20 protein-coding genes and 1 riboswitch are annotated in these 22717 nt (G+C 69.5%); of the genes, 3 read left to right on the top strand and 17 right to left on the bottom strand.

The window, feature by feature from the left end:
• Positions 1–554: 554 nt before the first annotated feature.
• Positions 555–1754 (top strand): CoA transferase, encoded by a 1200-nt coding sequence (locus RS84_RS02260; RefSeq protein ID WP_045256120.1) that lies wholly within the window; start codon positions 555–557, stop codon positions 1752–1754.
• Here RS84_RS02260 and RS84_RS02255 read toward each other — a convergent pair.
• From RS84_RS02255 to RS84_RS02245, 3 genes are read right to left on the bottom strand one after another with little or no spacing between them, the layout of a single operon-like run.
• Positions 1739–2533 (bottom strand): DUF4184 family protein, encoded by a 795-nt coding sequence (locus tag RS84_RS02255; protein WP_045256119.1) that lies wholly within the window; start codon positions 2531–2533, stop codon positions 1739–1741. The two genes, RS84_RS02260 and RS84_RS02255, sit on opposite strands and share 16 nt — an antisense overlap.
• A gap of 12 nt (positions 2534–2545) precedes the next feature.
• Positions 2546–3847 (bottom strand): tyrosine--tRNA ligase, encoded by a 1302-nt coding sequence (gene tyrS / locus RS84_RS02250; protein WP_045256118.1) that lies wholly within the window; start codon positions 3845–3847, stop codon positions 2546–2548.
• Between the two features lie 38 nt (positions 3848–3885).
• Positions 3886–4839 (bottom strand): aldo/keto reductase, encoded by a 954-nt coding sequence (locus RS84_RS02245; RefSeq protein ID WP_045256117.1) that lies wholly within the window; start codon positions 4837–4839, stop codon positions 3886–3888.
• Between the two features lie 54 nt (positions 4840–4893).
• Here RS84_RS02245 and RS84_RS02240 point away from each other — a divergent pair, with 54 nt between their 5' ends.
• Positions 4894–5250, top strand: coding sequence for a MerR family transcriptional regulator (locus RS84_RS02240; protein ID WP_045256116.1), 357 nt, complete (start codon positions 4894–4896; stop codon positions 5248–5250).
• 6 nt (positions 5251–5256) lie between these two features.
• Here RS84_RS02240 and RS84_RS02235 read toward each other — a convergent pair whose 3' ends face one another.
• Positions 5257–6039, bottom strand: coding sequence for a hypothetical protein (locus RS84_RS02235; protein WP_045256115.1), 783 nt, complete (start codon positions 6037–6039; stop codon positions 5257–5259).
• The gene (locus RS84_RS02230; protein WP_045256114.1) at positions 6036–6680 is read right to left on the bottom strand and encodes a SatD family protein; all 645 of its coding nucleotides are present in this window, start codon (positions 6678–6680) and stop codon (positions 6036–6038) included. Before RS84_RS02230 ends, RS84_RS02235 begins: the two co-directional genes overlap by 4 nt.
• A gap of 60 nt (positions 6681–6740) precedes the next feature.
• Here RS84_RS02230 and RS84_RS02225 point away from each other — a divergent pair, with 60 nt between their 5' ends.
• Complete coding sequence (locus RS84_RS02225) at positions 6741–7340, top strand: DUF1349 domain-containing protein (protein ID WP_045256113.1); 600 nt, start codon at positions 6741–6743, stop codon at positions 7338–7340.
• Positions 7341–7375: 35 nt separating this feature from the next.
• On the opposite strand, the gene argH is transcribed toward RS84_RS02225, so the two are convergent.
• The 12 genes from argH to pheS all read right to left on the bottom strand — a co-directional run bounded on the left by argH (position 7376) and on the right by pheS (position 22696).
• On the bottom strand, positions 7376–8806 hold the full coding sequence (argH, locus tag RS84_RS02220) for an argininosuccinate lyase (RefSeq protein WP_045256112.1): 1431 nt from the start codon (positions 8804–8806) through the stop codon (positions 7376–7378).
• Complete coding sequence (gene argF, locus RS84_RS02215; protein WP_045256111.1) at positions 8806–9741, bottom strand: ornithine carbamoyltransferase; 936 nt, start codon at positions 9739–9741, stop codon at positions 8806–8808. Before argF ends, argH begins: the two co-directional genes overlap by 1 nt.
• Complete coding sequence (locus tag RS84_RS02210; protein WP_045256110.1) at positions 9738–10949, bottom strand: acetylornithine transaminase; 1212 nt, start codon at positions 10947–10949, stop codon at positions 9738–9740. Before RS84_RS02210 ends, argF begins: the two co-directional genes overlap by 4 nt.
• A complete protein-coding gene (argB, locus tag RS84_RS02205) occupies positions 10946–11863 on the bottom strand; it encodes an acetylglutamate kinase (protein ID WP_045256109.1) in 918 nt (305 codons plus the stop codon). The genes RS84_RS02210 and argB overlap by 4 nt, the downstream gene beginning before the upstream one ends.
• Positions 11860–13017, bottom strand: coding sequence for a bifunctional glutamate N-acetyltransferase/amino-acid acetyltransferase ArgJ (gene argJ, locus RS84_RS02200; protein WP_045256108.1), 1158 nt, complete (start codon positions 13015–13017; stop codon positions 11860–11862). Before argJ ends, argB begins: the two co-directional genes overlap by 4 nt.
• Complete coding sequence (gene argC / locus RS84_RS02195; protein ID WP_045256107.1) at positions 13014–14066, bottom strand: N-acetyl-gamma-glutamyl-phosphate reductase; 1053 nt, start codon at positions 14064–14066, stop codon at positions 13014–13016. Before argC ends, argJ begins: the two co-directional genes overlap by 4 nt.
• Before the next feature lie 225 nt (positions 14067–14291).
• Positions 14292–16424 (bottom strand): bifunctional hydroxymethylpyrimidine kinase/phosphomethylpyrimidine kinase, encoded by a 2133-nt coding sequence (locus RS84_RS02190; protein WP_052676176.1) that lies wholly within the window; start codon positions 16422–16424, stop codon positions 14292–14294.
• Positions 16421–17269: a hydroxyethylthiazole kinase gene (gene thiM, locus RS84_RS02185; protein WP_045256106.1), complete on the bottom strand. Its 849-nt coding sequence runs from the start codon at positions 17267–17269 to the stop codon at positions 16421–16423. The genes RS84_RS02190 and thiM overlap by 4 nt, the downstream gene beginning before the upstream one ends.
• A riboswitch (TPP riboswitch) is annotated at positions 17259–17353 on the bottom strand. Its footprint overlaps the gene before it by 11 nt.
• Positions 17354–17359: 6 nt before the next feature.
• The gene (locus RS84_RS02180) at positions 17360–18340 is read right to left on the bottom strand and encodes an NAD-dependent epimerase/dehydratase family protein (RefSeq protein WP_045256105.1); all 981 of its coding nucleotides are present in this window, start codon (positions 18338–18340) and stop codon (positions 17360–17362) included.
• Between the two features lie 57 nt (positions 18341–18397).
• On the bottom strand, positions 18398–19114 hold the full coding sequence (locus RS84_RS02175; protein WP_052676175.1) for a DUF402 domain-containing protein: 717 nt from the start codon (positions 19112–19114) through the stop codon (positions 18398–18400).
• Between the two features lie 37 nt (positions 19115–19151).
• On the bottom strand, positions 19152–21656 hold the full coding sequence (gene pheT, locus RS84_RS02170; protein ID WP_045256104.1) for a phenylalanine--tRNA ligase subunit beta: 2505 nt from the start codon (positions 21654–21656) through the stop codon (positions 19152–19154).
• Entirely contained in the window at positions 21656–22696 is a 1041-nt protein-coding gene (gene pheS / locus RS84_RS02165; protein WP_045256103.1) for a phenylalanine--tRNA ligase subunit alpha, read from the bottom strand. The genes pheT and pheS overlap by 1 nt, the downstream gene beginning before the upstream one ends.
• Between the last annotated feature and the right edge of the window lie 21 nt (positions 22697–22717).

Genomic DNA, 22717 nt, shown 5'->3' with positions numbered 1-22717 from the left:
CCCCACCGAAGTGGAGTCGAGGTTATTTGGCATTTGACAAGTGCACGCTGTTGAGTTCTCAAGGATCGGACGCTCCCCCGACCCAACCATCACAGTCAGGCCCGAAGGGCAACTTCTCAATCTTACCCAGCTCATTTCGCATGTCAAATCGACACGCATTTTGGCTGAATTCCAGATCTGCCGCTCGGTCCTTATCGCGCCGAAGCAACTTCACTAGCTTATCCATCCCGCCGTGCTTGTCAAATCGGCCTGCGGTGCAGATCTTTCGATCCGCGGTGCTGAGCCTGACAGCCCCAGAGGGTGGATCTCCCATCCTAGACGCGAAGCGACTGTCTCACAAGTGAGTGGATGTGGGAGGTGGTTCTCCGCTTGAGGGGGGTGAAGCTCTCGGCCTCTCCGCTTCCCTGTGGGGCGAACAAGTAATAAGTTACGTGGATTCCGGGGTTCTGGCAAATCGGAGCGCTGCCCCCGGGCGTGTCGTCGCACCGCGCGAGGACGATTCCCCCAGTCCAGCCCATGAAACGCCCGAGCGATCGCCGGAGTACGCTCGCATCATGCAGGTTCCGCTGCCTTCGAAGCTCGCCGTCGGCGACCTCGCCTGGTCGAGCGTCGCCGCCTTCGCGGAGGCGGCCGGCATCCGCGCCCCGCTCGATCCCGCGAGTATCGCGCTCGCCTATCGGAGCGACCGTCTGCTCACGGTCGACGGCCTCGCGCCTGACGTGTGGTCGCCTCTCTCAGGGTTCTGGCGAACCCGCGATGGCTGGGTGCGCACGCACGGCAATTACCCGCATCATGCGCGGAGGCTTCTGGACGGTCTCGATGTCGTCGACGCAGCCCACGTCCCCGCGGCATTCGCGGAGAGGACCTCAGCCGAGGCAGTGGCCGCGATCACGGCGCAAGGTGGTCTGGCGGTCGAGGTCCGACCCGAGGACCATGCGCGCGATGCGGACCTCCGGTCTACGGCCCTGGTCGAAGTCGCTCATCACCCCTCCCCCGGAGGCGGACGCAGCCGTGACGATCGGCACGGTCCGGAGGGCATCCGCGTCCTCGACCTCACGCGGGTGATCGCCGGCCCGGTGTGCACGCGGAGTCTGGCGCTGCTCGGCGCCGACGTGCTCCGCATCGATCCGCCCGGTCTGCCGGAGCCCGAGTGGCAGCACTTCGATACCGGGCACGGCAAGCGATCTGCGGTGCTGGATGCTCGTTCGCCCCTGCTCCGCGAGCTTCTCGATCTGGCGGATGTGGTCGTGCTCGGCTATCGCCCTGCCGCTCTCGCGCGCCTGGGTCTCTCGCCCGGTGAGCTGATCGAGCGTCATCCCGGCCTGATCGTCGCGCAGCTCAGCGCGTGGGGCATCGACTTTCCGGAGCGCGCCGGTTTCGACAGCCTGGTCCAGGCAGAGTCGGGCATCGCGCTGATCGAGTCCCCCGACGGCGATCGACCCGGTGCCCTTCCGGCTCAGGCCCTCGACCACAGCGCGGGATATCTGCTCGCGGCATCCGTGCTCTCGCTCCTGAGGAGGCGGCAGGTCGAAGGCGGAAGCTGGATCACCCGGACGTCGCTGCGCCGCATCGCGGCCGAGCTGCTGGGGATGCCGCGCCGCCCGGCACCGGAACCGGAGCTGGACATCGATCCCGCCGAGCACACGGCGGTCTTCGATATCGGCGGACGCATCGTGACGACCGCTCGCCCGGCTGTTCCGGGGGTCGAGTTCCGTGCGCCGAGACCCTGGGGAGCGGATCAGCCGCGCTGGTGAACCGACCGGAACACGGGGAGCAGGCCGCAGAGCAGCAGGATGAGCGCACCCCAGACCGCGCACGCCGGTGGAAGCACTCGATACGCGAGGTGCTGTGCGGTGAAATCCGCAGTCAGGGGTCCGTACGCGAACAGACCCATGAGCCATGCCGTCGCCAGGATCACGGGCAGCGAGATCCACCATGAGATCCGCACCGCGGCCGGCAGCATGCGCTCGATGTCGTCACGCGGAGAGGCCGCCCGCAATCGCAGCACCGCCCACACGGCGATGATCATCAGGGCGATGACCGCTGAGCCGTGTTGCAGCCACTTGAACCCGGTGAACGGCCCCCACTGCTGGTCGAGGAGGGGGAAGACCGACACTCCCCATCGCCCCTCGTGCGTGAACGAATCCCACAGGATGTGCGACGCCGCGCCCAGGATCAGCGACACCGCAAGCAGCATCGGGTACCAGTGCGAGTGCCCGGCCCCGACCGCACTGAGCAGCGAGGAGCGGGCTGTCGCCGACCACTCGCGCGGCAGTCTCCTCGCCAGCCACGCAGGCGCGAGCTCGGGCACGGCCGGGCGCAGCACCACGCGCCAGATCAGGAACAGCGCGAACGCGAGAAGCCCGGTCCATACGAGGTTCGCGTACGTGTGCGTGAACCCGTACCCGATTCCCGCGCCTCTGACGAAAAGAGGCAGGTCGGGCGTCATCGTTCCGATCGCGATCGCCGCGGGCATGAGCGGCGTGCGCACGAACGGCAGAGCGACCAGCGCGTGGCTCGGAGTGAACGGCATCCGCTCGGGAGATCAGCCGATGAAGACGCCCGCGAGGGTCTTCTTGCCACGGCGGAGCACGGAGACTCCCCCGGGCAGAGCGCCCTGCACGGTCGCTGCATCATCGTCGACCTTCACGCCGTCGAGCGACACGCCGCCCTGGGCGATCGCACGCCGAGCCTCGCTGAGGCTGGAGACGAGGCTCGTGGCCACAAGAGCCTCGACGACGGGACTTCCCGCGGCGACGGTCGCGTTCGGAAGCTCCTCCAGCGCCGTGCGCAGCGTCGAGGCGTCGAGCGCGGTCAGATCCCCCTGGCCGAACAGGGCCTCGGATGCCGCGATCACGGCGGATGCGGCCTCGAGCCCGTGCACGGTGGCGACGACTTCGAGAGCCAGGCGCTTCTGCGCGGCGCGACGGAAGGGTTCGGACTCAACGAGGGCCGCGTACTCTTCGATCTCGGCACGGGTGAGGAACGTGAAGACCTTGAGACGGTCGATCACATCGGCATCCGTCGTGCTCAGCCAGAACTGGTACATGCGGTACGGGCTGCACATCTCGGCATCGAGCCAGATGGCGTTGCCCTCGCTCTTGCCGAACTTGGTGCCGTCGCTGTTGGTGATCAGCGGCGTGCCGATCGCGTGCACCGAGACGCCCTCCGCGCGGCGGATGAGGTCCGTGCCGCTGGTGAGGTTGCCCCACTGGTCGCTGCCACCCGTCTGCAGCACGCAGTCGTACTGACGGTACAGCTCGAGGTAGTCGAGACCCTGCAGGATCTGGTAGCTGAACTCCGTGTAGCTGATGCCCTCGTCGGAGTTGAGACGCGCGGCGACGGCATCCTTCTTCAGCATCGTGCCGACACGATAGTGCTTGCCGATCTCGCGCAGGAAGTCGATCGCCGACAGCGGCGCCGTCCAGTCGAGGTTGTTCACGATGCGAGCGGCGTTCTCGCCCTCGAAGCTCAGGTAGCGCTCGACCTGCGCGCGCAGGCGTCCGACCCACTCGGCCACGGTCTCGCGAGTGTTGAGCGTGCGCTCGGCCGTGGGTCGGGGGTCGCCGACCAGACCGGTCGAGCCGCCGACCAGTCCGAGCGGCTTGTGGCCGGCGAGCTGGATGCGACGCAGCGTCAGCAGCTGCACCAGATTCCCCAGGTGCAGGCTGGGCGCGGTCGGGTCGAACCCGCAGTAATACGTGATGGGGTCTCCCGCGAGCAGGGCGCGAAGCGCCTCCTGGTCGGTGGACACGTGGACCAGGCCACGCCAGACGAGTTCGTCCCACACGTTCTCGAACGTGGGATCGATCGCCGGCGCCGCGGTCGTCAGATCGGGAGTTGACACGCGCTCAAGGCTATCAGCGACGTCACGTGCGGATCGCCTCAGAGCGGGGCGTCCAGCCGCGCGAGGTCCTCGGCGGTGAGAGAGATGGCTGCAGCATCCATCGCTGCGTCCAGCTGGTAGAGCTTGCTGCCGCCGATGATGGGACGGATGCCGTGGGCCAGCTGCCACGCAAGAACGATCTGTCCCCGGCCGGCGCCGTGCTCGGCGGCGATCTCGGTCAGCGCCGTGAGCCTGTCTTCTGTCCCCTGGTGCTGATAGACATCCGGAATCGGCTTGTCCTGATTGTCGTACGCGCCGGAGAGCAGCGGGGTGTACGCCCAGATCTCGATGCCGTTCGCCGACGCGAAGTCCCGCTGCTCGGCGCTCAGGACGCCGAAGGGATGCACGACGCCCGGCGGCCTGGTACCGGGTCGCACCTGCAGATACGTGCTGTTGAGCTGGAGCGCGTCGATGGGGACGCCGCCGATCGCCTTGGCGTGGGCGCGAGCGCGCTCCACACGCCACGCCGGGTGATTCGAGGCGCCGACGCGCCGTACGAAGCCCTCCGCTGTCAACCCGGCCAGCCCTTCGACGGATTCTTCGATCGGCACCGAGCGGTCCTCCTGGTGCAGCCAGAGGAGGTCGACCACGTCGATGCCGAGTCGACGGCGGCTCCCATCGAACGCCTCGCGGATCGCCCTGGCGGAGAGTCCTGTGCGGTGTTCCGGCCACGAGCCCGGCCACAGAGGTTCGGCTCCGACCTTCGTGGAGATGCGGATCCGTTCTCGCGCGCTCGGCCGCTCGGCCAGCCAGCGCCCGATCACGGTCTCCGAGGCCCCTCCGTGGCCGGTCGGACTCGCCCAGAAGCTGTAGCAGTCGGCGGTGTCGATCCACGTGCCTCCCCGCTCGACGAATCGATCGAGCAGGGTGAACGACGTGTCCTGGTCGACGAGGGATCCGAAGGACATCGCGCCGAGCACGAGGGGCGATGCGCTGCTGTTCAGGTCTGTCATGTCTTCACCCTGCAACCTGGAGCGCGCTCCAGGTCAACTTCTAAGCTCGACCTCATGGCGACGTACACTCCGGCCGAGACCGCGGCCCGCTCCGGATTCAGCATCGACACGCTCCGCTACTACGAGCGCGAAGGCATCCTGCCCGCCGTTCCCCGCACTCCCGGCGGGCATCGCGCGTACTCGGACGCCGAACTCGGACTGCTCGAGTTCCTCAAGTGCCTTCGCGAGACGGGCATGCCCGTGGAGCGGCTGCGTCGATACGGACAGCTGTGCCAGGTCGAGGACAGCGTGCCCGAGCGGATAGCCCTGCTCGAAGAGCATGCCGAGGCGGTCGAGCGGCAGCTCGCAGAGGTTCTGGCGCAGCAGCAGCGGCTCGCGGAGAAGCTCGCCTGGTATCGTTCGCTCGGCTGAGCCGGATCAGCTGTGTGCGGCCCACCACACCAGGAACGCCGCTCCGAGCCCGATCACCCAGCTGACCAGGCTTCCCACCAGGAAGTACTCGGCCCGCGCACCCGTCTCGCCGTCGCGCGAGATCTCCGGAAACCGGACGATGCCCTTCGCCGCGAGCATCGCCGCGAGGATCGGGTACGCCGCCGCCAGCGTGAGGATCATCACCAGGATCCGCTCGAGCGGCCCGATCAGACGACCGCCCTTGAACCCCGCGCGCGGGTCGCGGACGGCCAGCGCCCCCTGGTCCGCAGCCTCGACCCCCTCGGTCACCGGTGCGGGCGCTTCGGGCACGGGTGCCGCCGCGGACTCGAGGGGGCGCCAGGTGTGCTCGCCGTCGAGCGCAGCGCGCACCACGAGGTTCGCCGACTCGAGCAGGAAGACGCCTGCGCCCAGTGCCAGAACGGCCAGATCGAACGGCACGTCGCCGAATGGCGACCGCAGCGCCCAGACCTCGCCGATCAGCCCTGCTTCGGTGCGAGCGCCGAACCAGACGACGGCGCCGACACTCACGACTCCGAGCAGTACGGCCGGCCAGAAGCCGAGAGGAGCCTGACGTTCGGACGGCATGCACCATACCCAGAGCGTCCCGACGATCAGAGCCGCGATCATAGGCAGGAGCGCGTCGCTGACGCTTCCCAGGATGAGCAGGATCACGGTCACCGTGAGATAGCCGATCCAACGCCGGGGTGCGAACTGCCTGACGAGATCGGCGGCGCCGACCGCGAGAAGCATGAGCCCTGCGATGATCATTCGTCGCCTCCTCTGAGGGTGGCCACTCCCTCGAGCAATGCCGCGGCGCCCGCGTTGCGCAGCGCTTTGGAGACGCTGGGCTGCGAGATGCCCTCCTCCGTCGCGAGCTCCTGCTGCGAACGCCCTTGAAGCCGTCCGTAGGTGAGCCGGCGTTCGCGCTCGCTCATCGCGCCGACGATCTCGTCTCTCGCGAGGAGGTAGGCGTTGGATGCCGCGATGGTGCTCTGCATGACCTCATCCTGCCCCGGGGCTCCGACAATCCACGTCCGCGTGCGCGGCACGGCGCGCTCCTCCCGCGCGTGCACCGTCTCGATCGCCGCGCGGGCGGCGTACCAGCCCGGCCCGTCGGCGAGTTCGCGATGCACCGATTCCACGGCCCGCACCTCTCCCACCCCGATCCCGAAGCGGAAGGCGACGCCGTCCGGCAGACGCAGCTGAATCATCAGAAGCGAGACTAGAGCGTCTCCCAGGTCGCGATAGACGCCCTGCTGCTCGTCGCCCACCGTGGGCGTGAGGGGCTGATCCGCGAGCGGCAGGTCGGCCTCGACCTGGGCGATCGCCTCGTCCAGGATGCGCTGCGCCTCGGCACGATCGCGCAGCTTGCGCGATCCGACGATGTCAGCGAGAACGGCGATGACCATGGCATAACCGTAACACGAATATTCATTTACTTATGCCTGATTTGGTTATAGTTTGGATTCATGCCTGATTCGTACATCATCCCCTGGACCGACGGCGCCTGGACCCACTCCCCCGCCTCCGTGACCGAGATCATCGCCGACGACGCCACCCAGCTCGACATCACCGCCGTCGAAGGCAGCGATGCCTGGCGACGCACCGCCTACGGCTTCGTACACGACACCGAGCATGCGCTGCTCGCTCCGCTGGCGGTCGGCGAGGCCATGGAGGTCACGTTCCACGCCCCCTGGGAGGGACAGTTCGATCAGGCCGGCGTCTTCGTGAAGATCGACGACGAGCGATGGATCAAGGCGGGAGTCGAGTACGCCGACGGCCACCTCGGGCTCGGCGCCGTCGTCACCCACGGGAGCTCGGACTGGTCGGTCGGGTGGGTCGACGAGTGGCTCTCGAGCACCATCACGGTGCGGATCAGCCGGTGGCCGGATGCCGTGATCGTGAGGGCCCGCGCCGACGACGGCGAGTGGCGGCTCGTACGCGTGGCCCCCTTCAGCGGGGACGCCGAGGCATCCGCCGGTCCGCTCCTCGCCGCACCGACCCGCTCGGGCCTCACTGTGCGATTCACGCGCTGGGCGCGCACCGCCGCCGACGACGCGCTGCACTGATGCGCATCGCCGGCTGAGCGATCGGAGCCGAGCCGCTACAGACCGAGCGCGTGCACCGCTGCCTGAGCCCGAGCGATGAGCTCGGCACGCTGCTCGGCGACACGCACAGGCGCGGTGCCGCCGGCGCCGGCACGCGAGGCGACCGACCCCTCGATCGTGAGGACCTCCCGCACCTCGGGCACGAGGTGCGGGGACACCGAGAGGAGCAGCTCGTCGGATGCGTCTTCGAGGCCGATGCCGCGCTCCTCGCAGACGCGGACGAGCGCGCCGGAGATCTCGTGGGCGTCACGGAACGGCACCCGGCGCTTGACCAGCCACTCGGCCACGTCGGTGGCGAGCGAGAAGCCCTGCGGGGCGAGGGCCGCCATGCGCTGCGTGTCGAACTGCAGTGTCGCGACCATGCCCGCAAACGCGGGAAGCACGACCTCGAGGGTCTGCACCGAGTCGAAGACCGGCTCTTTGTCCTCCTGGAGGTCGCGGTTGTACGCGAGCGGGAGGCCCTTGAGCGTCGCCATCAGTCCCGACAGGTTGCCGATGAGTCGCCCCGACTTGCCGCGTGCGAGTTCGGCGATGTCGGGGTTCTTCTTCTGCGGCATGATGCTCGAACCGGTCGAATAGCTGTCGTGCAGGGTGACGAAGCCGAACTCGCGGGTGTTCCAGAGGATGATCTCCTCTGCCAGACGCGAGAGGTCGACCCCGGTCATCGCCGTGATGAAGGCGAACTCTGCCACCACGTCCCGGGCCGCGGTGCCGTCGAGGGAGTTCTCCGCCGGACGGTCGAGACCGAGCTCGGTCGCGACGAGAGCGGGATCGAGGCCGAGCGTGGAACCGGCAAGCGCTCCCCCGCCGTACGGCGAGACGCCGGCCCGGCGACGCCAGTCGACGAGACGCTCGAGCTCGCGCACGAGCGGCCAGCCATGCGCCAGCAGGTGGTGAGCGAGCAGCACGGGCTGCGCGTGCTGCAGATGCGTGCGGCCGGGAAGGATCGCATCGGGATGCGCCTCGGCCTGCGCCACGAGCGCATCGATCACGCGCAGGATGTCGCGGGCGATGACCCTGGCGTGGTCGATCAGGTACATGCGCACCAGGGTGGCGATCTGGTCGTTGCGGCTGCGTCCGGCGCGCAGGCGGCCGCCGAGCTCAGGGCCGAGTTCGGCGATCAGCGCCTGCTCGAGAGCGCCGTGCACGTCCTCATCGGACGGCTGCGGCAGCAGGGTGCCGTCGGCGACCTTGCTCGCGACAGCATCCAGCCCCTCATGCATCCGCTTCGCCTCGTCGGCTTCCAGATACCCGGCAGCCTCGAGAGCAGTGGCATGCGCGTGGGACCCGGCGACGTCGTACGGCGCGAGGATCCAGTCGAAGTGCGTCGACCGGCTGAGCTCGGCGAGCTCCGGCGACGGTCCGCTCGCGAACCGGGCTCCCCACAGGGCGCCCTCGTTCGTTCCCTCGTTCTTGTCGGCAGCCATCACGCGGCCGTCCCGTTCTTCTCGAGCAGCCAGACCAGGAGCGCCTTCTGCGCGTGCAGCCGGTTCTCGGCCTCGTCCCAGACCACGCTCTGCGGTCCGTCGATGACCTCGGAGTCGACCTCGTAGCCGCGGTCGGCAGGCAGGCAGTGGATGAAGATGGCTTCGGGATCGGCGATGCTCATGATCTCGGGAGTGACCTTGTAGCCGCCCAGGTCGCGGATGCGCGCGATCTTCTCCTCCTCCTTGCCCATCGACACCCAGGTGTCGGTGACCACGACGTCGGCTCCTGCCGCCGCCTCCACCGGATCGGTGTAGAGGGTGATCGAGCCGCCGGTCTCTGCGGCGCGACGATCCGCCGCCTCGACCACGTCGGCGCGGGGAGCGTAGTCGAGCGGCGACGCCATGCGCACGTGCATGCCGGCGGTCACGCCTGCGAGTGCGTAGGAGTGCGCCATGTTGCTCTGCGCATCGCCGAAGAACGTCAGGGTGAGCCCCTTCAGGTCTCCCTTGTGCTCGCGGATCGTGAGCAGATCGGCGAGCAGCTGGCACGGGTGGAAGTCGTCGGAGAGCGCGTTGATCACGGGCACCGTCGTGCCCGCCGCCATCTCCTCGAGCCCCGCCTGCGCATACGTGCGCCACACGATCGCCGCGACCTGGCGCTCGAGCACACGAGCGGTGTCGGACGGGGTCTCCTTACCGCCCAGCTGGCTGTTCGCGGTCGAGATGATGAGGGGCGAGCCTCCGAGATCTGCGATCCCCACCGCGAACGAGACCCGGGTGCGGGTGGACGACTTGTCGAAGATCACGGCGACGGTCTGCGGACCGGCGAGCGCCTTGTTGGCCCAGCGATCCTTCTTCAGCTCCAGCGCGAGGTCGAGGATCTCCGCCTGCTCGGCGGGGGTCAGGTCGTCGTCACGCAGCAGGTGGCGGGTCATGCGGGGGCCTTTCCGGAAGTGGTGAGGGATGCCGAGACGTCGGCGAGTGCCACCGTGAACAGTTCGCGGAATTCGGCGAGCTCGGCGTCGCCGATCGTGAGGGCCGGTGCGATGCGCACGGTCTCGGGGTTGGCGGCGTTGACGATGAGTCCGCGCTCCTGGGCCGCCGCGACGACCGCACCCGCGACGGGGGCTGCGAGCGCCACACCGACCAGCAGTCCGCGCCCGCGGATGCCGTCGATCAGCGGCGAGTCGATGCCGGCGATGATCTCGCGCAGCTCCTCGCCGCGGCGCGCGGCGTTCTCGACGAGCCCCGCATTCTCGATCTCGGCGAGCACGGCGTCAGCCACAGCCGTCGCCAGCGGGTTGCCGCCGAATGTCGAGCCGTGCGAGCCCGGGGTGAACAGGTCACTCGCTGCGCCGTAGGTGACCAATGCGCCGATCGGGAATCCGCCGCCGATCCCCTTGGCCAGGGTGATCGCGTCGGGCGTGATGCCCTCGTGCGAGAAGCCGAACCAGGCTCCGGTGCGGCCTGCGCCGGTCTGGATCTCGTCGACGATGAGCAGCGCGCCGTGCTTCAGGGTGAGCGAGCGGGCAGCGGCGAGGTACCCCTCCGGCAGTTCGACCACACCGGCCTCGCCCTGGATCGGCTCGACGATGACGGCCGCGACGCGGTCGTCGATCGCCGCCTCGAGCGCCTCGATCGTGGCCGGGATGTGCTCGACGCCGCCGGGCATCGGCTCGAAGGGCGCGCGCATCGACGCCTTCGCGGTCATCGCGAGCGAGCCCATCGTGCGGCCGTGGAAGCCGTTCTCGAGTGCGATGATGCGCGGCTTCTCGGCTCCGCCGTGCAGGCGGGCGAGCTTGAACGCGGCCTCGTTGGCCTCGGCGCCCGAGTTCGAGAAGAACACGCGACCGTCGATGCCGGCGCCCGCGAGGCGCTTGAGCCGGGCCGCGAGAGCGAGCTGCGGCGGCGTCGCGAAGTAGTTCGACACGTGCGCGAGCGTCGCGGCCTGGCGGGACACGGCCTCGACGAACACCGGGTGCGCGTGGCCGAGCGAGGTCACGGCGATGCCGGCGAGGAAGTCGAGCAGGCGGTTGCCGTCGGCATCCCACAGATACGAGCCCTCTCCGCGCGTGAGCATCGCGAGGCGGGGGCCTGCGTTGAGGACCAGGTGATTCGCTGCGTCGTCCTGCCAGTTGCTCATGCGTTGTTCCCTGCGCTTTCCAAGACCACTTCTGTTCCGATTCCCTTGCTGGTGAACAGCTCGACGAGCACCGAGTGAGGCACGCGTCCGTCGATGATCGCCGCCGCGTCGACGCCGCCTTCGACCGCGTCGAGGCAGGCCCGCATCTTCGGGATCATTCCCGATTCCAGGCTCGGCAGCATCTCGATGAGAGCCGTCGAGGTCAGGTGCGAGACGAGCGAGTCGCGGTTCGGCCAGTCGGCGTAGAGCCCGGGGACATCCGTGAGGATGACGAGCTTGCGTGCGCCGAGCGCCACCGCGAGGGCAGCGGCCGCGGCATCCGCGTTCACGTTGAGCGACTGGCCGGGGTGATCGAGGTCGGGGGCGATCGAGGAGATCACGGGTACCCGCCCAGCGGCTAGATGGTCGAAGACGGCTGTGGGGTCGACCTGAACGACGTCGCCGACCCGTCCGAGGTCGACCTCTTCACCCTCGATGACGACGCCTCGACGGCGTCCGCCGAAGAGACCTGCGTCCTCGCCGCTGAGGCCGGTCGCGATCGGGCCGTGCGAGTTGATCTTCGACACCAGCTGCGGGTTGACCTGGCCTGTGAGCACCATGCGGACGACGCTGATCGCCTCGGTCGTGGTGACGCGATAGCCGCCCTTGAACTCGCTGGGGATGTCGAGTCGGCCCAGCATGTCGGAGATCTGCGGACCGCCGCCGTGCACGACGACGGGCTGCACTCCGACGTACCGCAGGTAGGCGATGTCCTGAGCGAACGCCTCCTGCAGCTCGTCGGAGACCATGGCGTTGCCGCCGTACTTCACGACGACGATCTGGTCGCGGAACTTCTTCAGCCACGGCAGTGACTCGATGAGCGTCTCGGCCTTGACCGCGGCGATCTCGGCCGGGGTGTCCTGGATGTCGGTCATGAGGCGTACGCGCTGTTCTCGTGCACGTAATCGTGAGTGAGGTCGTTGGTGAGGATGGATGCCGTGGCCTCGCCGACCTTGAGATCGATGATCAGGTGTGTGGCCCTGGGGGTCAGGTCGACCTCTTCGCGCGGACGATCGGGGCCGCCCTCGCTGCAGACCCGGACGCCGTTCATCCAGACGTCGACGTCGTAGGGGTCGAACTGGGCGCTCGTCGTGCCGATGGCCGCGAGCACTCGCCCCCAGTTCGGGTCGTTGCCGAAGATCGCCGCCTTGAAGAGGTTGTTCCTGGCGACCGAGCGGCCGACCTCGACGGCCTCCTGTTCGGAGGCCGCGTTCTGGACCTCGATCGTGATGTCGTGGCTCGCGCCCTCGGCGTCGCCCTGGAGCTTGACCGCGAGTTGCTGTGCGAGCTCGGTGAGGGCGGCCGAGAAGTCGTCGAGATCGGGCGCGATGCCGGACGCGCCGTTGGCGAGCAGCGTCACCTGGTCGTTCGTCGACATGCAGCCGTCGGAGTCGAGGCGGTCGAAGGTCTGGCCGGTCGCCCGGCGCAGCACGGCATCCGCCTCGAGCGGCTCCAGAACGGCATCCGTGGTGATCACGACGAGCATCGTCGCCAGGCCGGGAGCCAGCATGCCTGCGCCCTTGGCCATGCCGCCGATCGTCCATCCGTCGCGGCTGATCACGGCGGTCTTCGCGATGGTGTCGGTGGTCATGATCGCCTGGGCGGCGAGCTCGCCGCCGTCGGCGGAGAGCTCGGCGATCGCCTGCTCGGTGCCGGCGAGCACCTTGGCGCGGAAGACCTCGTCGCCTGTGCCGATCAGGCCGGTCGAGCAGACGAGCACATCTCCCGCGCTGATGTCCAGCAGCTCGGCCGCCTTCTCGGCGGTCTGGTGCGTGGTCTGGAAGCCGAAGCTGCCTGTGAAGCAGTTCGCTCCGCCGGAGTTGAGCACCACGGCCTCGACCACTCGATCGGCGACGGCCTGCTGCGACCAGATGATCGGGTTGGCCTTGGCGCGGTTGCTCGTGAAGACGGCGGCTCCGACCTTGCGCGGCCCGCGGTTCACCACGACGGCGACATCGGGCTTGCCTGTGGTCTTGAGGCCGGCGGCGACTCCGGCCGCCTCGAATCCAGCGGGGGCGGTGACACTCACGGTGCGACTCCGTTCACGGAGAGCGCGCGGGCTTCGGGCAGCCCGAGCGCGATGTTCATGGATTGGATGGCGGCACCCGCGGTGCCCTTGACGAGGTTGTCGACCGCGGTGACGACGGTGACGCGGTTCGCCGCGCGGTCGATCGCGAGGCCGATCAGCGCCGTGTTGGCGCCGAGGACGTCGGCGGTGCGAGGGACCTGCCCCTCGGGCAGCAGCTGCACGAAGGTCTCTCCGGCGTAGGCGCTCTCCCAGGCCTCGCGGATCTGCGCGTCTGTCGCGTCGCCGACGATCGGAGCCGTCGAGGTGGCGAGGATGCCCCGTGACATCGGCACGAGCACCGGCGTGAAGGAGATGCGGATGCCGTCTGCGTCCGCGCCCGACGCTGCGGCGAGCGCCTGCCGGATCTCGGGGATGTGACGATGAGTGCCGCCGACCGCATAGGGGTTGGCGGTGCCGAGGATCTCGCTGCCGAGAAGATTCGTCTTGAGGCTCTTTCCCGCGCCGGACGGGCCGACCGCGAGCACCGAGACGATGTCGCCCGGATCGATCACGCCGGCGGCGACGCCCGGAGCGAGGCTGAGGCTCACGGTCGACGCGTTGCACCCCGGGGCCGCGATGCGTGCCGCCCCGCGGAGGCTCTCGCGCTGCTTCGCACCGTTCACGAGGAGCTCCGGAACGCCGTACGCCCACGGCTCGTGGAACTCTCCGCCGTAGAACGCGTCCCATGAGTCCTTCGAGGTGAGCCGGTGGTCGGCGCCGGCGTCGATCACCAGAGGCACGGAGCCCAGGGCGTCGGTGTACTGGCCGGACTGCCCGTGAGGCAGGGCGAGGAACACGATGTCGTGCCCGGCGAGGATCTCGGGCGTCGTGTCCTGCAGCGTGAGGTGCGCAAGCGAGCGCAGGTGCGGCTGATGCTGGATCAGCGGCTGGCCCGCGTTCGAGTGCGCCGTGACGGTGTGGATCTCGATGTCGGGGTGGGCGGCCAGGAGACGGAGGATCTCGCCACCCGCATAGCCGGATGCGCCGGAAACGGCGACCGTGTACGTCATGCTTCTACCTTAACGCTGGGAGGGTCTGGGGCCGGAGCGGCGACACCGGCACTCGACCGCCGTGCGTACGCAGGCAGGAGCGCGGGGTCGCCTAGAGTCGGCGGCCGCCGCGGCGTCGGCGCACAGCGATGACGCTGGATACACGCGTCGAAGAAGCTGTGGTGGCCGAAGGCATGCCGCGACGATAGCGCGGGCGCCACGGCATCCGCAAATCCGCTTCGTAACTCAGCCGCACAGCGGTGCCGCGAAGAACTCCCGCTCGTGCGCCGCTGCGGTCTCGAAGGCGCGGCGCATGATCGTCCGACGCTCGGGCGTGACCGTCGCCGCCGTCTGCGAGACGTAGGCGATCGCCTGGACGGTGGCCTGCTCGAATGCCGGGTCGGCGTATGTGGCGAGCCACGAGGCGTACGGATGCCGCGGATCACGGGCGTACTCGCCGAACTCTCCTGCATGCAGGCGGCGGCCCAGATCGTCGTACAGCCAGAAGCAGGGCAGGATGGCAGCGATGAGCTCCGCGTAGTCGCCGCCGAATGCGGTCGCACGCAGATGGTCGAGATACGCCAGGGTCGCGGGGGCGTGCTCGGCCGCGAATGTCGCGGCGCTGACGCCGGCCTCGGGCGTCAGCCAGGAGGCGTGCAACTCGAGCTCGCCGACGATCGAGCCGTGCGCGGAGTTCGCCCAGAACGCCTGCTCGGCCGAGGTCGGCGCGAGTCGTGACGCCTCGGCGAGCACTCTGGCGTACTCGCGCAGGTACAGCGCGTCCTGCGCCAGGTAGAAGACGAAGGCGTCGCGGTCGAGCGTGCCGTCGGCGAGCGCTCGGATGAAGGGCAGCTCGTCGATCTCCGAACGGATGTCTGCGATGCTCGCCCACCACTCCGCCGCGATGTCCTCGGCCGTCGGCCGGGTCTCCAGACCACCGCGTGCCCACAGACCGGCGAAGTGACTGATCGGGCCGTGTCCCTGTCCGACCGCGAGCGCCTCGCTCTCGCGCAGCGACTCCCGCAGCCAGGCGCGGGCCTCCGCCACCGCGTCGGCCGGCGCCTCTCCGCGTGCGAGACGGGTCGCGAGCGCCGACGACAGCGAGCAGCCAGTGCCGTGCGTGTTGCCGGTCGCGATCCGCGCGCCCTCGAACTCGACGATCGCGCCGTCGCCCACGAGTGCATCGGGGGCATCCGCTCCGACGAGGTGCCCGCCCTTCACCAGCACTCGCGCGCCGACCGCCGCCGACAGCACCGATCCGGCGGCGAGGGCGTCGTCCCAGCCGTGAACGTCGCGTCCGACCAGAACCGCGAGCTCGCCGAGATTGGGGGTGATGACGTCGGCGCGGGTGAGCAGCTCGCCGAGCGCGTGTTCCGCCTCGGCGTCGAGAAGCCGGTCACCGCTCGTGGCCACCATCACCGGATCCACCACCACGATGGGAGGCCGCACCGAGTCCAGCCAGTCGATCACCGTGCGGATGACCTCGGCGTTCGCGAGCATCCCGATCTTCACGGCGTCGATCACGATGTCGTCGGAGATCGCGTCGAGCTGTTCCCGGAGGAAGCCCGTCGGCGGCACGTGCACGGCGCGGACGCCCTGAGTGTTCTGAGCGGTGAGAGCGGTGATCACGGCCATGCCGAACCCGCCGGACGCCGCGATGGATTTCAGGTCGGCCTGCACGCCGGCGCCGCCAGAGGGATCGCTGCCGGCGATGCTGAGCACGCGCGGGACCCCGGCTGCCCGCCACTGCCGCACGAATGCGGCGGCGGCGACCGCGGGGTCGGGGGCGGTGCACAGCGCCGACACGACAGCGAGTCCGGCCGCACCCGCATCGCGCAGCACCTCCGTGTCGTCGATTCCCACGCCGCCGATGGCCACGCAGGGAAGCGGGCTCGCGGCCGCGAAGGCGCGGAACCCGTCGACGCCGAGAGCCGGAGGATGATCCGGCTTGGTCTTCGTCGGCCTGATCACCCCCACGCCGAGGTAATCCACGCTTCCCTCGGGGAGCGCGAGCGCGGCGTCGAGGTGAGCGCGGCTGTTCGCGGTGAGGCCGATCAGGGCTCCGGCGCCGAGCTCGGCACGGGCGCGCAGGACCGAGACGTCGCCCTGTCCGAGGTGCACCCCGTCGACTCTCGCCCCTGCGGCCCTGGCGGCGAGCGCCGCGTCGAGGCGATCGTTGACGACCAGCAGGGCCCGCCCGTCGATCACGCGCGACAGCTCGATCAGCTGTGCAGCGGTCTCGGCATCCGTCGCCTTCTTGTCACGCAGCTGGACGACGCGCACTCCCCCGTCCACAGCCTGCCGGACCGTCTCGACCACCCCGCGCTCCCCGCACAGCTCCGGATCGGTCACGAGGTACAGCGACAGGTCGGCGATCACAGCGCACCCGCCTCGACGCGGGCGGCGGATGAGATGTCGGCGGGCTGCACGGCGGCGAGCGCATCGAGAAGCGCCACCGCGAAGCCGCCTGGTCCGGTCGAGACCTCGGCGGCGCGCTCCGCGGCGATCGTGTACACGAGGCTGGCCGCAGCGACGGCGATCAGCGGCGCGTTGCCATTCGCCCTGGCGGCGCCGAGGAACGCGGCCATGACGGCGCCGAGCGCGCAGCCGCCGCCCGTCACGCGCGTGAGCAGCTCGTGTCCGTTGTCGAGACGGAACGCCCGTTCGCCGTCGGTGATCAGGTCGACGGGGCCGGAGACCGCCACGACGCTGCCGAATCGCACTGCGAGCGACCGCGCAGCGTCGATAGCGGCATCCGTGCTGTCCGTCGCGTCGACGCCCCGGCCGCCGCCGCTCAGGCCCGCGAGGGCGAGGATCTCGGAGGCGTTTCCGCGGATCGCCGTGGGCCGGAGCTCGGCGAGGCTGTGGGCGAGAGCGGTGCGCACAGGCAGGGCGCCGATCGCCACCGGATCGAGCACCCAGGGGGTTCCGGATGCGGTGGCTCCTGCCACCGCTTCGAGGCTCGCCGCGCGCTGTTCGGGCGTCGGGGTGCCGAGATTCACGAGCAGCCCGGAGGCGATCCCCGCGAACACGCCCGACTCCCCCACGATGTCGACCATCGCGGGAGCCGTGCCGACTGCGAGCAGCACATTGGCGGTGAACCCTGTGACGACCGAGTTCGTGATGCAGTGCGTGAGCGGCGGAGCGGCACGCAGCGCCGCCAGGAGCGACGCGGCCTGTTCGACGAGGTCGGAGGCGGATGCGGGACGCAGAAGATCGCTCATGCGACATTCCCTTCGCTAGTGCTAACTAGATCAGGTTCGACGGGTCTGTTCTCAGCCGCGGATGCGGCACCCCGTGTCACTGCTCGCAGTCTAGCGAAGCGGCGACCGCCTCAGCTCGGCGAGGAGTTCATGCTCCTGCCGCCCCGTGAGCCCGGCTCGTCGTTCTCGCCCCACGCCCCGCGTCCGCTCGTCCTGGAGCACGTCTGCGACCATGTCGGCCAGCGGACGCAGAGCTCCGCCGTTCACCCGGTAGCCGGCGTTCGAGCGCGCCATGAACCCTGTCATCTCCGCCGGCAGCCACAGCGGGAGGGAGCGCTCGCCCGCCCAATGCTGCACACCGTGCGCCACGAGCCACTCCTCATCGGCGGACACGGTGCCGCCGGTGTGGCCGGTCGCAGTGCGGAACAGCGTGAAGACATCGGCGAGCGGATGCTGTGCTCCGATCGCGTTGATCGCACCCGTGACCCGGGTGGCGGTGATGAAGGCGGCGAGGTCGTCGACGTGGATCACCTGCGCCGTTCTTCCCTCGGTCGGCGGCAGCAGCACATCACCGGCTCCCGCCCTGTCGAAGGCCGCGGCCCAGTACCCGAAGCGGTCGCCGGGATCGCCTGCTCCGACGATGAGTCCTGGCCGTACGATCAGCGCCCGATCACCGAGCGCGTGAACGGCGTTCTCTGCCGCGACCTTCTGCGGTCCGTACTCGTACTCGTCTCCGGCTTCGGCTGCCGGGTGCAATGGCGCTGACTCGTCCGCACCGACCGTGACCTCATCGGAATAGACGGACATCGACGACACATATGTCCACCTCGCCGTCCTGGTGCCGAGAGCCGCGACCGCCGCCGTGACGTGATCGGCGCGCGACGAGACGTCGATCACGTGATCCCAATCCTGCGCCTCGACCGCCGCGTACGCGTCGGGATCGTCGCGGTCTCCCCGCACGAGCGAGGCACCATCGGGTGCCGCACGTCCACCGCGAGCCAGACATGTCACTATCACGCCGTCGTCGAGCATCCGCCGCGCGATGCGGCCCGACAGCCAGCCGGTGCCGCCGAGGATGAGAGCGTTCGTCATACGCCCATGTCATCAGCCTCCGCCCCTGTCGGGAAGCTGTTCCGCCCAGAGCAGACGTCAGGAGCGCTGCAGTTCGTCCAGTCCGCTCAGAACGGGGATCGTCCAGGCGGGATCCGGGCGCCACGCGACCCACTCCGGGTCGAACGGCCATGCTCCCTGATGGAACGACTCGATCGCGGCATCCGCATGCCGCTCGATCTGCGCGGCCTGTTCCCGGGTCAGCCGCCCCTGGCCGATCGCGGCGACGACTTCGTCCTCGTCCTTGAGATGAACCGTACGGTCCGCGCCGATCCACACGTCGAGGATGTGATCAGAGGAGTAGGTGTCGCGATCGGTGCGCAGGTGCGCGTTCTCGAGGTTCACGTACCATCCGTCGAACACCCAGTCGACGTCGTCGGCGTGCTTCCAGAACAGGCACACCGACCAGGCTGCGCCGACTGGAGCGATGCGGAGACTGCCTCCGCCCCACCATTCCTCGACGATACGGGTGCGGCTGTCGAGCCAGCGACGCTCCAAGGGGATCGAGCGCACACGCGCGCCCGTGACCGTGCCCTGCGCCTCCTGCAGCGTCCCCGGCGCGAGCCAGGCCACGAGTCCCCGCTCGTCGTCGCGCACCACGCGCATCGGGCTGATGGTCGACGGATCTCCGGGCTGCCAGCCCGGGGCGCGGTAGTGCCAGTCGATCTGCTCTCCGGGTGCGAGGAACGGTCCCACGCCGAGCGGCCGGGCTCCCTCCGGAACGGCCGCCGGGGTGCTGTGCGGGAGGATGCTCATCCCGACACGCTACCCCGGCGCCGTACTCGGAATCCGGTCAGTCGCGCAGCGTGGCGCCGAAACGCTCGGTCGCGACAGCCACGCCGGCGAGCTTCGCCGCAGTCGCCTCGGCTGCCGTCAGGGTGCGGTCGTCGGCACGGAACCGCAGCGCGAACGTCAGGCTCTTCGAGCCTTCCGGCACACCCTCGCCGCGGTAGTCGTCGACCAGGCGCAAAGACTCCAGCAGCTCACCCGCGCCCTCGATCAGCGCCGCACGCAGCTCGGCCGCCGGCAGCTCGGCCGGCACGACGAGCGACACGTCCTGCGTCGCGGCCGGGAAGGCCGACAGCGACGCAGCCACGACAGACGCGCCCGCAAGGGAGAGGATGCCGTCGAGGTCGAGCTCGAGAACGGTGGCGCGGCCGGGCAGATCCGCATCGGCCGCCACATCGGGATGCAGCTCGCCGACGTATCCGACCTCGGTCTCGCCGATGCGCAGCACACCGCTGCGACCCGGGTGGAGCGCCGCGCGCTGCCCCTGCTCCACATCGATCTCGACGCCCGCCGCAGCCGCGATCACACGCACGGCGTCAAGGGCCTCGGCCAGCCCCGCCGGTTCTGCCGGGCGCCCCGGCTGGCGCGCCGAGACGTTGCCGGTGAGCACGGCCGCGACGTGTCGACGCTGCGGCGGGATCGACGCGTTGAGCTCGGCGAGCTTCTCGTCGCTGGGGCGCGCACCGAGCGGCGGCACGTCATCGGTGCCGTAGGTCACGCCAGGCTCGGGGAGGAACACGACTCCGGTCTCGAAGATCGCGAGATCGGTGAAACCGCGCGAGATGTTGCGGTGCGCGATCTGCAGCAGACCCGGGACCAGCGAGCGGCGCAGGAAGGGCGCAGCCCCGTCGAGCGCGTTGGCCAGGCGGATGCTGGGCAGCTTCTCGCCCGAGGCCGACCCGTGCAGGTCGTTCTGGACGTCGCTGGTGAACGGGAACGCCGAGGTCTCGACGAATCCGGCCGCGGCGAGGGCGTTGGCGACCCGGCGACGACCCTGCTGGTGCGCCGTGAGCCCTCGACCGGACGGCGGCGTGGGCAGCACGGAGGGGATGCGGTCGAGCCCGTGGATGCGGGCGACCTCCTCGGCGAGGGTCCACTTGTCGGTGAGGTCGGGGCGCCAGGTCGGCGGGATGACGACCCAGCTGTCCTCGCCGGTCGTCACGTCTGCGCCGATCGTCTCCAGTGCACCGGTGATCTCGGCATCCGTGTAGTCCACGCCGATGAGCCCCTGCACGAAGCCGGCCGGAAGCACGATCTCGCCGATGAAGACCTCGGAGAACAGCGCGCCGCCCTCGTCGGTGAGCGTGCCTCCGGCGAGCTCGACCATGAGGTCGGCCGCGCGACGGGCGGCGACGAACGGGATCAGCGGGTCGACGCCACGTTCGAAGCGCTTGGACGCCTCGCTGGGCAGCTTGTGACGGCGTGCCGAGCGCGCGATCGTGACGGGGTCGAACGTCGCGGCCTCGATCAGGACGTTGCGGGTCGCATCGTTCATCTCGGTGGTTCCGCCGCCCATGACGCCGGCGATGCCGATCGGGCCGGAGTCGTCTGTGATCAGCAGGTCCTCGACGTGGAGAGCGCGCTCCTGACCGTCGAGCGTGGTGATCTTCTCGCCCGCCGTCGCGCGACGCACCGTGATGCCGCCGCTCAGCGTGTCGAGGTCGTAGCCGTGCAGCGGCTGGCCGAGCTCGAGCATGACGTAGTTCGTGATGTCGATCAGGATGCCGAGCGACCTCATGCCGGCCAGCGACAGGCGTGCGATCATCCACGGCGGCGTCGGACGCGACGGGTCGACGTCTCGGACGACGCGCGTGACGAACTCGCTCGCGCCGACGCGGCCGCGCACCGGCGCCTGATCGTCGACGATCGCGGTGTGACCCGTGCCCGGCTGCAGTTCGGCGAAGTCGCGCTCTGCCGGGTCGCGGAAGGTCGCTCCGGTCGCGTGCGAGTACTCGCGCGCGACCCCGCGCAGCGAGAAGGCGTAGCCGCGGTCGGGGGTGACGTTGATCTCGACCGCGACATCGTCGAGGCCGAGCAGCGCGATCGCATCGGCGCCGACCGGTGCGTCGATGCCGAGGTCCGCCAGGACGAGGATGCCGTTGTGCTCGTCGCCGAGGCCCAGCTCGCGTGCCGAGGCGATCATGCCGTCGGACACGTGACCGTAGGTCTTGCGGGCCGCGATCGGGAACGGGCCGGGCAGCACGGCGCCGGGCAGGGTCACCACGACCTTGTCTCCGGCGACGAAGTTGTGCGCGCCGCAGACGATGCCGCGGACGCCGCCGTGGGCCTCGCCCACATCGACCTGGCACCAGTTGATCGTCTTGCCGTTCGACTGCGCTTCGGCCTCGATCGAGACGACCTGACCGACGACGACCGGACCCGAGATCTCGAAGCGGTGGATGTCCTCCTCTTCGAAGCCCACCGACACCATCGCCGCGAGGACGTCCTCGGGGGTGGCATCCGCTGCCAGATCGACGTACTCACGCAGCCACGAAAGCGGGACGCGCATCACACCACCATCCCGAACTGCTCGCTGAATCGGATATCGCCCTCTGCCATGTCGCGCATGTCCTGCACGTCGCTGCGGAACATGAGACCGCGCTCGACGCCCATGCCGAACGCGAAGCCGCTGTAGACGTCGGGATCGATGCCCGCTGCGCGCAGCACGTTGGGGTTGACCATGCCGCAGCCGCCCCACTCGATCCAGCGCGCGCCGCCCTTGAAGGTCGGGTGCCACAGGTCGAGCTCGGCGGACGGCTCGGTGAAGGGGAAGAAGTTCGTGCGGAAGCGCGTCTTCGCCTCAGGACCGAAGAGCTGCCGGGCGACGTGATCCAGCGTGCCCTTGAGGTGCGCCATCGAGATGCCCTTGTCGATCACGAGGCCCTCGAACTGGGTGAACACCGGCAGGTGCGTCGCGTCGAACTCGTCGGTCCGGTAGACGCGGCCGGGGCACAGCACGTAGATCGGCAGCTCGCGGTCGAGCATCGAGCGCACCTGCACGGGGCTCGTGTGCGTGCGCATCACGAGGTGGCGCGAGGTCGGATCGACGTAGAACGTGTCCTGCTCCTGGCGAGCGGGGTGGTCGACGTCGAAGTTCAGGGCGTCGAAGTTGAACCACTCGTGCTCGAGCTCGGGACCTTCCGCGATCTCCCAGCCCATGCCGACGAAGATGTCGGAGATCTGCTCGCTGAGCAGGGTGAGCGGATGCCGGGCTCCCACGCGCGTGCGGGACGGAACGGCCGTGATGTCGACGCGCTCGGCTTCGAGACGTGCCGCGACTTCGGCGGCGGCGAGCTCGGCTTCCTTCGCGGCGAGCGCCTGGGTGACCTGACCGCGCCCCTGGCCCACGAGCTTGCCGAACGCCGCCTTGTTCTCCGGCGCGACCTGTCGCATCGAGGCGTTCAGGATCGCGAGCGGCGACCCTTCCGCGACGTGTGCGGCTCGCGCCGCCTTGAGCTCGCTGGTGTCGGCTGCCGCGCTGATGGCTTCGAGAGCCGCGGCGACGGCGGCTTCGACCGCTTCTGGGGTGATCTCTGGTGACTCAGACACGAGAGTCGAGTCTACCGGGGA

Source organism: Microbacterium hydrocarbonoxydans, assembly GCF_000956475.1.
Taxonomy (GTDB): Bacteria; Actinomycetota; Actinomycetes; order Actinomycetales; family Microbacteriaceae; genus Microbacterium; species Microbacterium hydrocarbonoxydans_A.
Note: the sequence above shows the minus strand (reverse complement) of the source record. Positions and strands in the feature narration are given on the sequence as shown.

Excerpts from the sequence above, each read along its gene's own strand:
- RS84_RS02255 (WP_045256119.1), bottom strand. The coding sequence starts at position 2,533 with ATGCCGTTCACTCCGAGCCACGCGCTGGTCGCTCTGCCGTTCGTGCGC.
- argH (WP_045256112.1), bottom strand. The coding sequence starts at position 8,806 with ATGGCTGCCGACAAGAACGAGGGAACGAACGAGGGCGCCCTGTGGGGA.
- RS84_RS02230 (WP_045256114.1), bottom strand. The coding sequence starts at position 6,680 with ATGGTCATCGCCGTTCTCGCTGACATCGTCGGATCGCGCAAGCTGCGC.
- RS84_RS02175 (WP_052676175.1), bottom strand. The coding sequence starts at position 19,114 with ATGAGCATCCTCCCGCACAGCACCCCGGCGGCCGTTCCGGAGGGAGCC.
- argF (WP_045256111.1), bottom strand. The coding sequence starts at position 9,741 with ATGACCCGCCACCTGCTGCGTGACGACGACCTGACCCCCGCCGAGCAG.
- RS84_RS02245 (WP_045256117.1), bottom strand. The coding sequence starts at position 4,839 with ATGACAGACCTGAACAGCAGCGCATCGCCCCTCGTGCTCGGCGCGATG.
- RS84_RS02235 (WP_045256115.1), bottom strand. The coding sequence starts at position 6,039 with ATGATCATCGCAGGGCTCATGCTTCTCGCGGTCGGCGCCGCCGATCTC.
- thiM (WP_045256106.1), bottom strand. The coding sequence starts at position 17,269 with ATGAGCGATCTTCTGCGTCCCGCATCCGCCTCCGACCTCGTCGAACAG.
- RS84_RS02260 (WP_045256120.1), top strand. The coding sequence starts at position 555 with ATGCAGGTTCCGCTGCCTTCGAAGCTCGCCGTCGGCGACCTCGCCTGG.
- argC (WP_045256107.1), bottom strand. The coding sequence starts at position 14,066 with ATGACGTACACGGTCGCCGTTTCCGGCGCATCCGGCTATGCGGGTGGC.
- RS84_RS02180 (WP_045256105.1), bottom strand. The coding sequence starts at position 18,340 with ATGACGAACGCTCTCATCCTCGGCGGCACCGGCTGGCTGTCGGGCCGC.
- pheT (WP_045256104.1), bottom strand. The coding sequence starts at position 21,656 with ATGCGCGTCCCGCTTTCGTGGCTGCGTGAGTACGTCGATCTGGCAGCG.
- RS84_RS02225 (WP_045256113.1), top strand. The coding sequence starts at position 6,741 with ATGCCTGATTCGTACATCATCCCCTGGACCGACGGCGCCTGGACCCAC.
- argB (WP_045256109.1), bottom strand. The coding sequence starts at position 11,863 with ATGACCGACATCCAGGACACCCCGGCCGAGATCGCCGCGGTCAAGGCC.
- RS84_RS02240 (WP_045256116.1), top strand. The coding sequence starts at position 4,894 with ATGGCGACGTACACTCCGGCCGAGACCGCGGCCCGCTCCGGATTCAGC.
- RS84_RS02210 (WP_045256110.1), bottom strand. The coding sequence starts at position 10,949 with ATGAGCAACTGGCAGGACGACGCAGCGAATCACCTGGTCCTCAACGCA.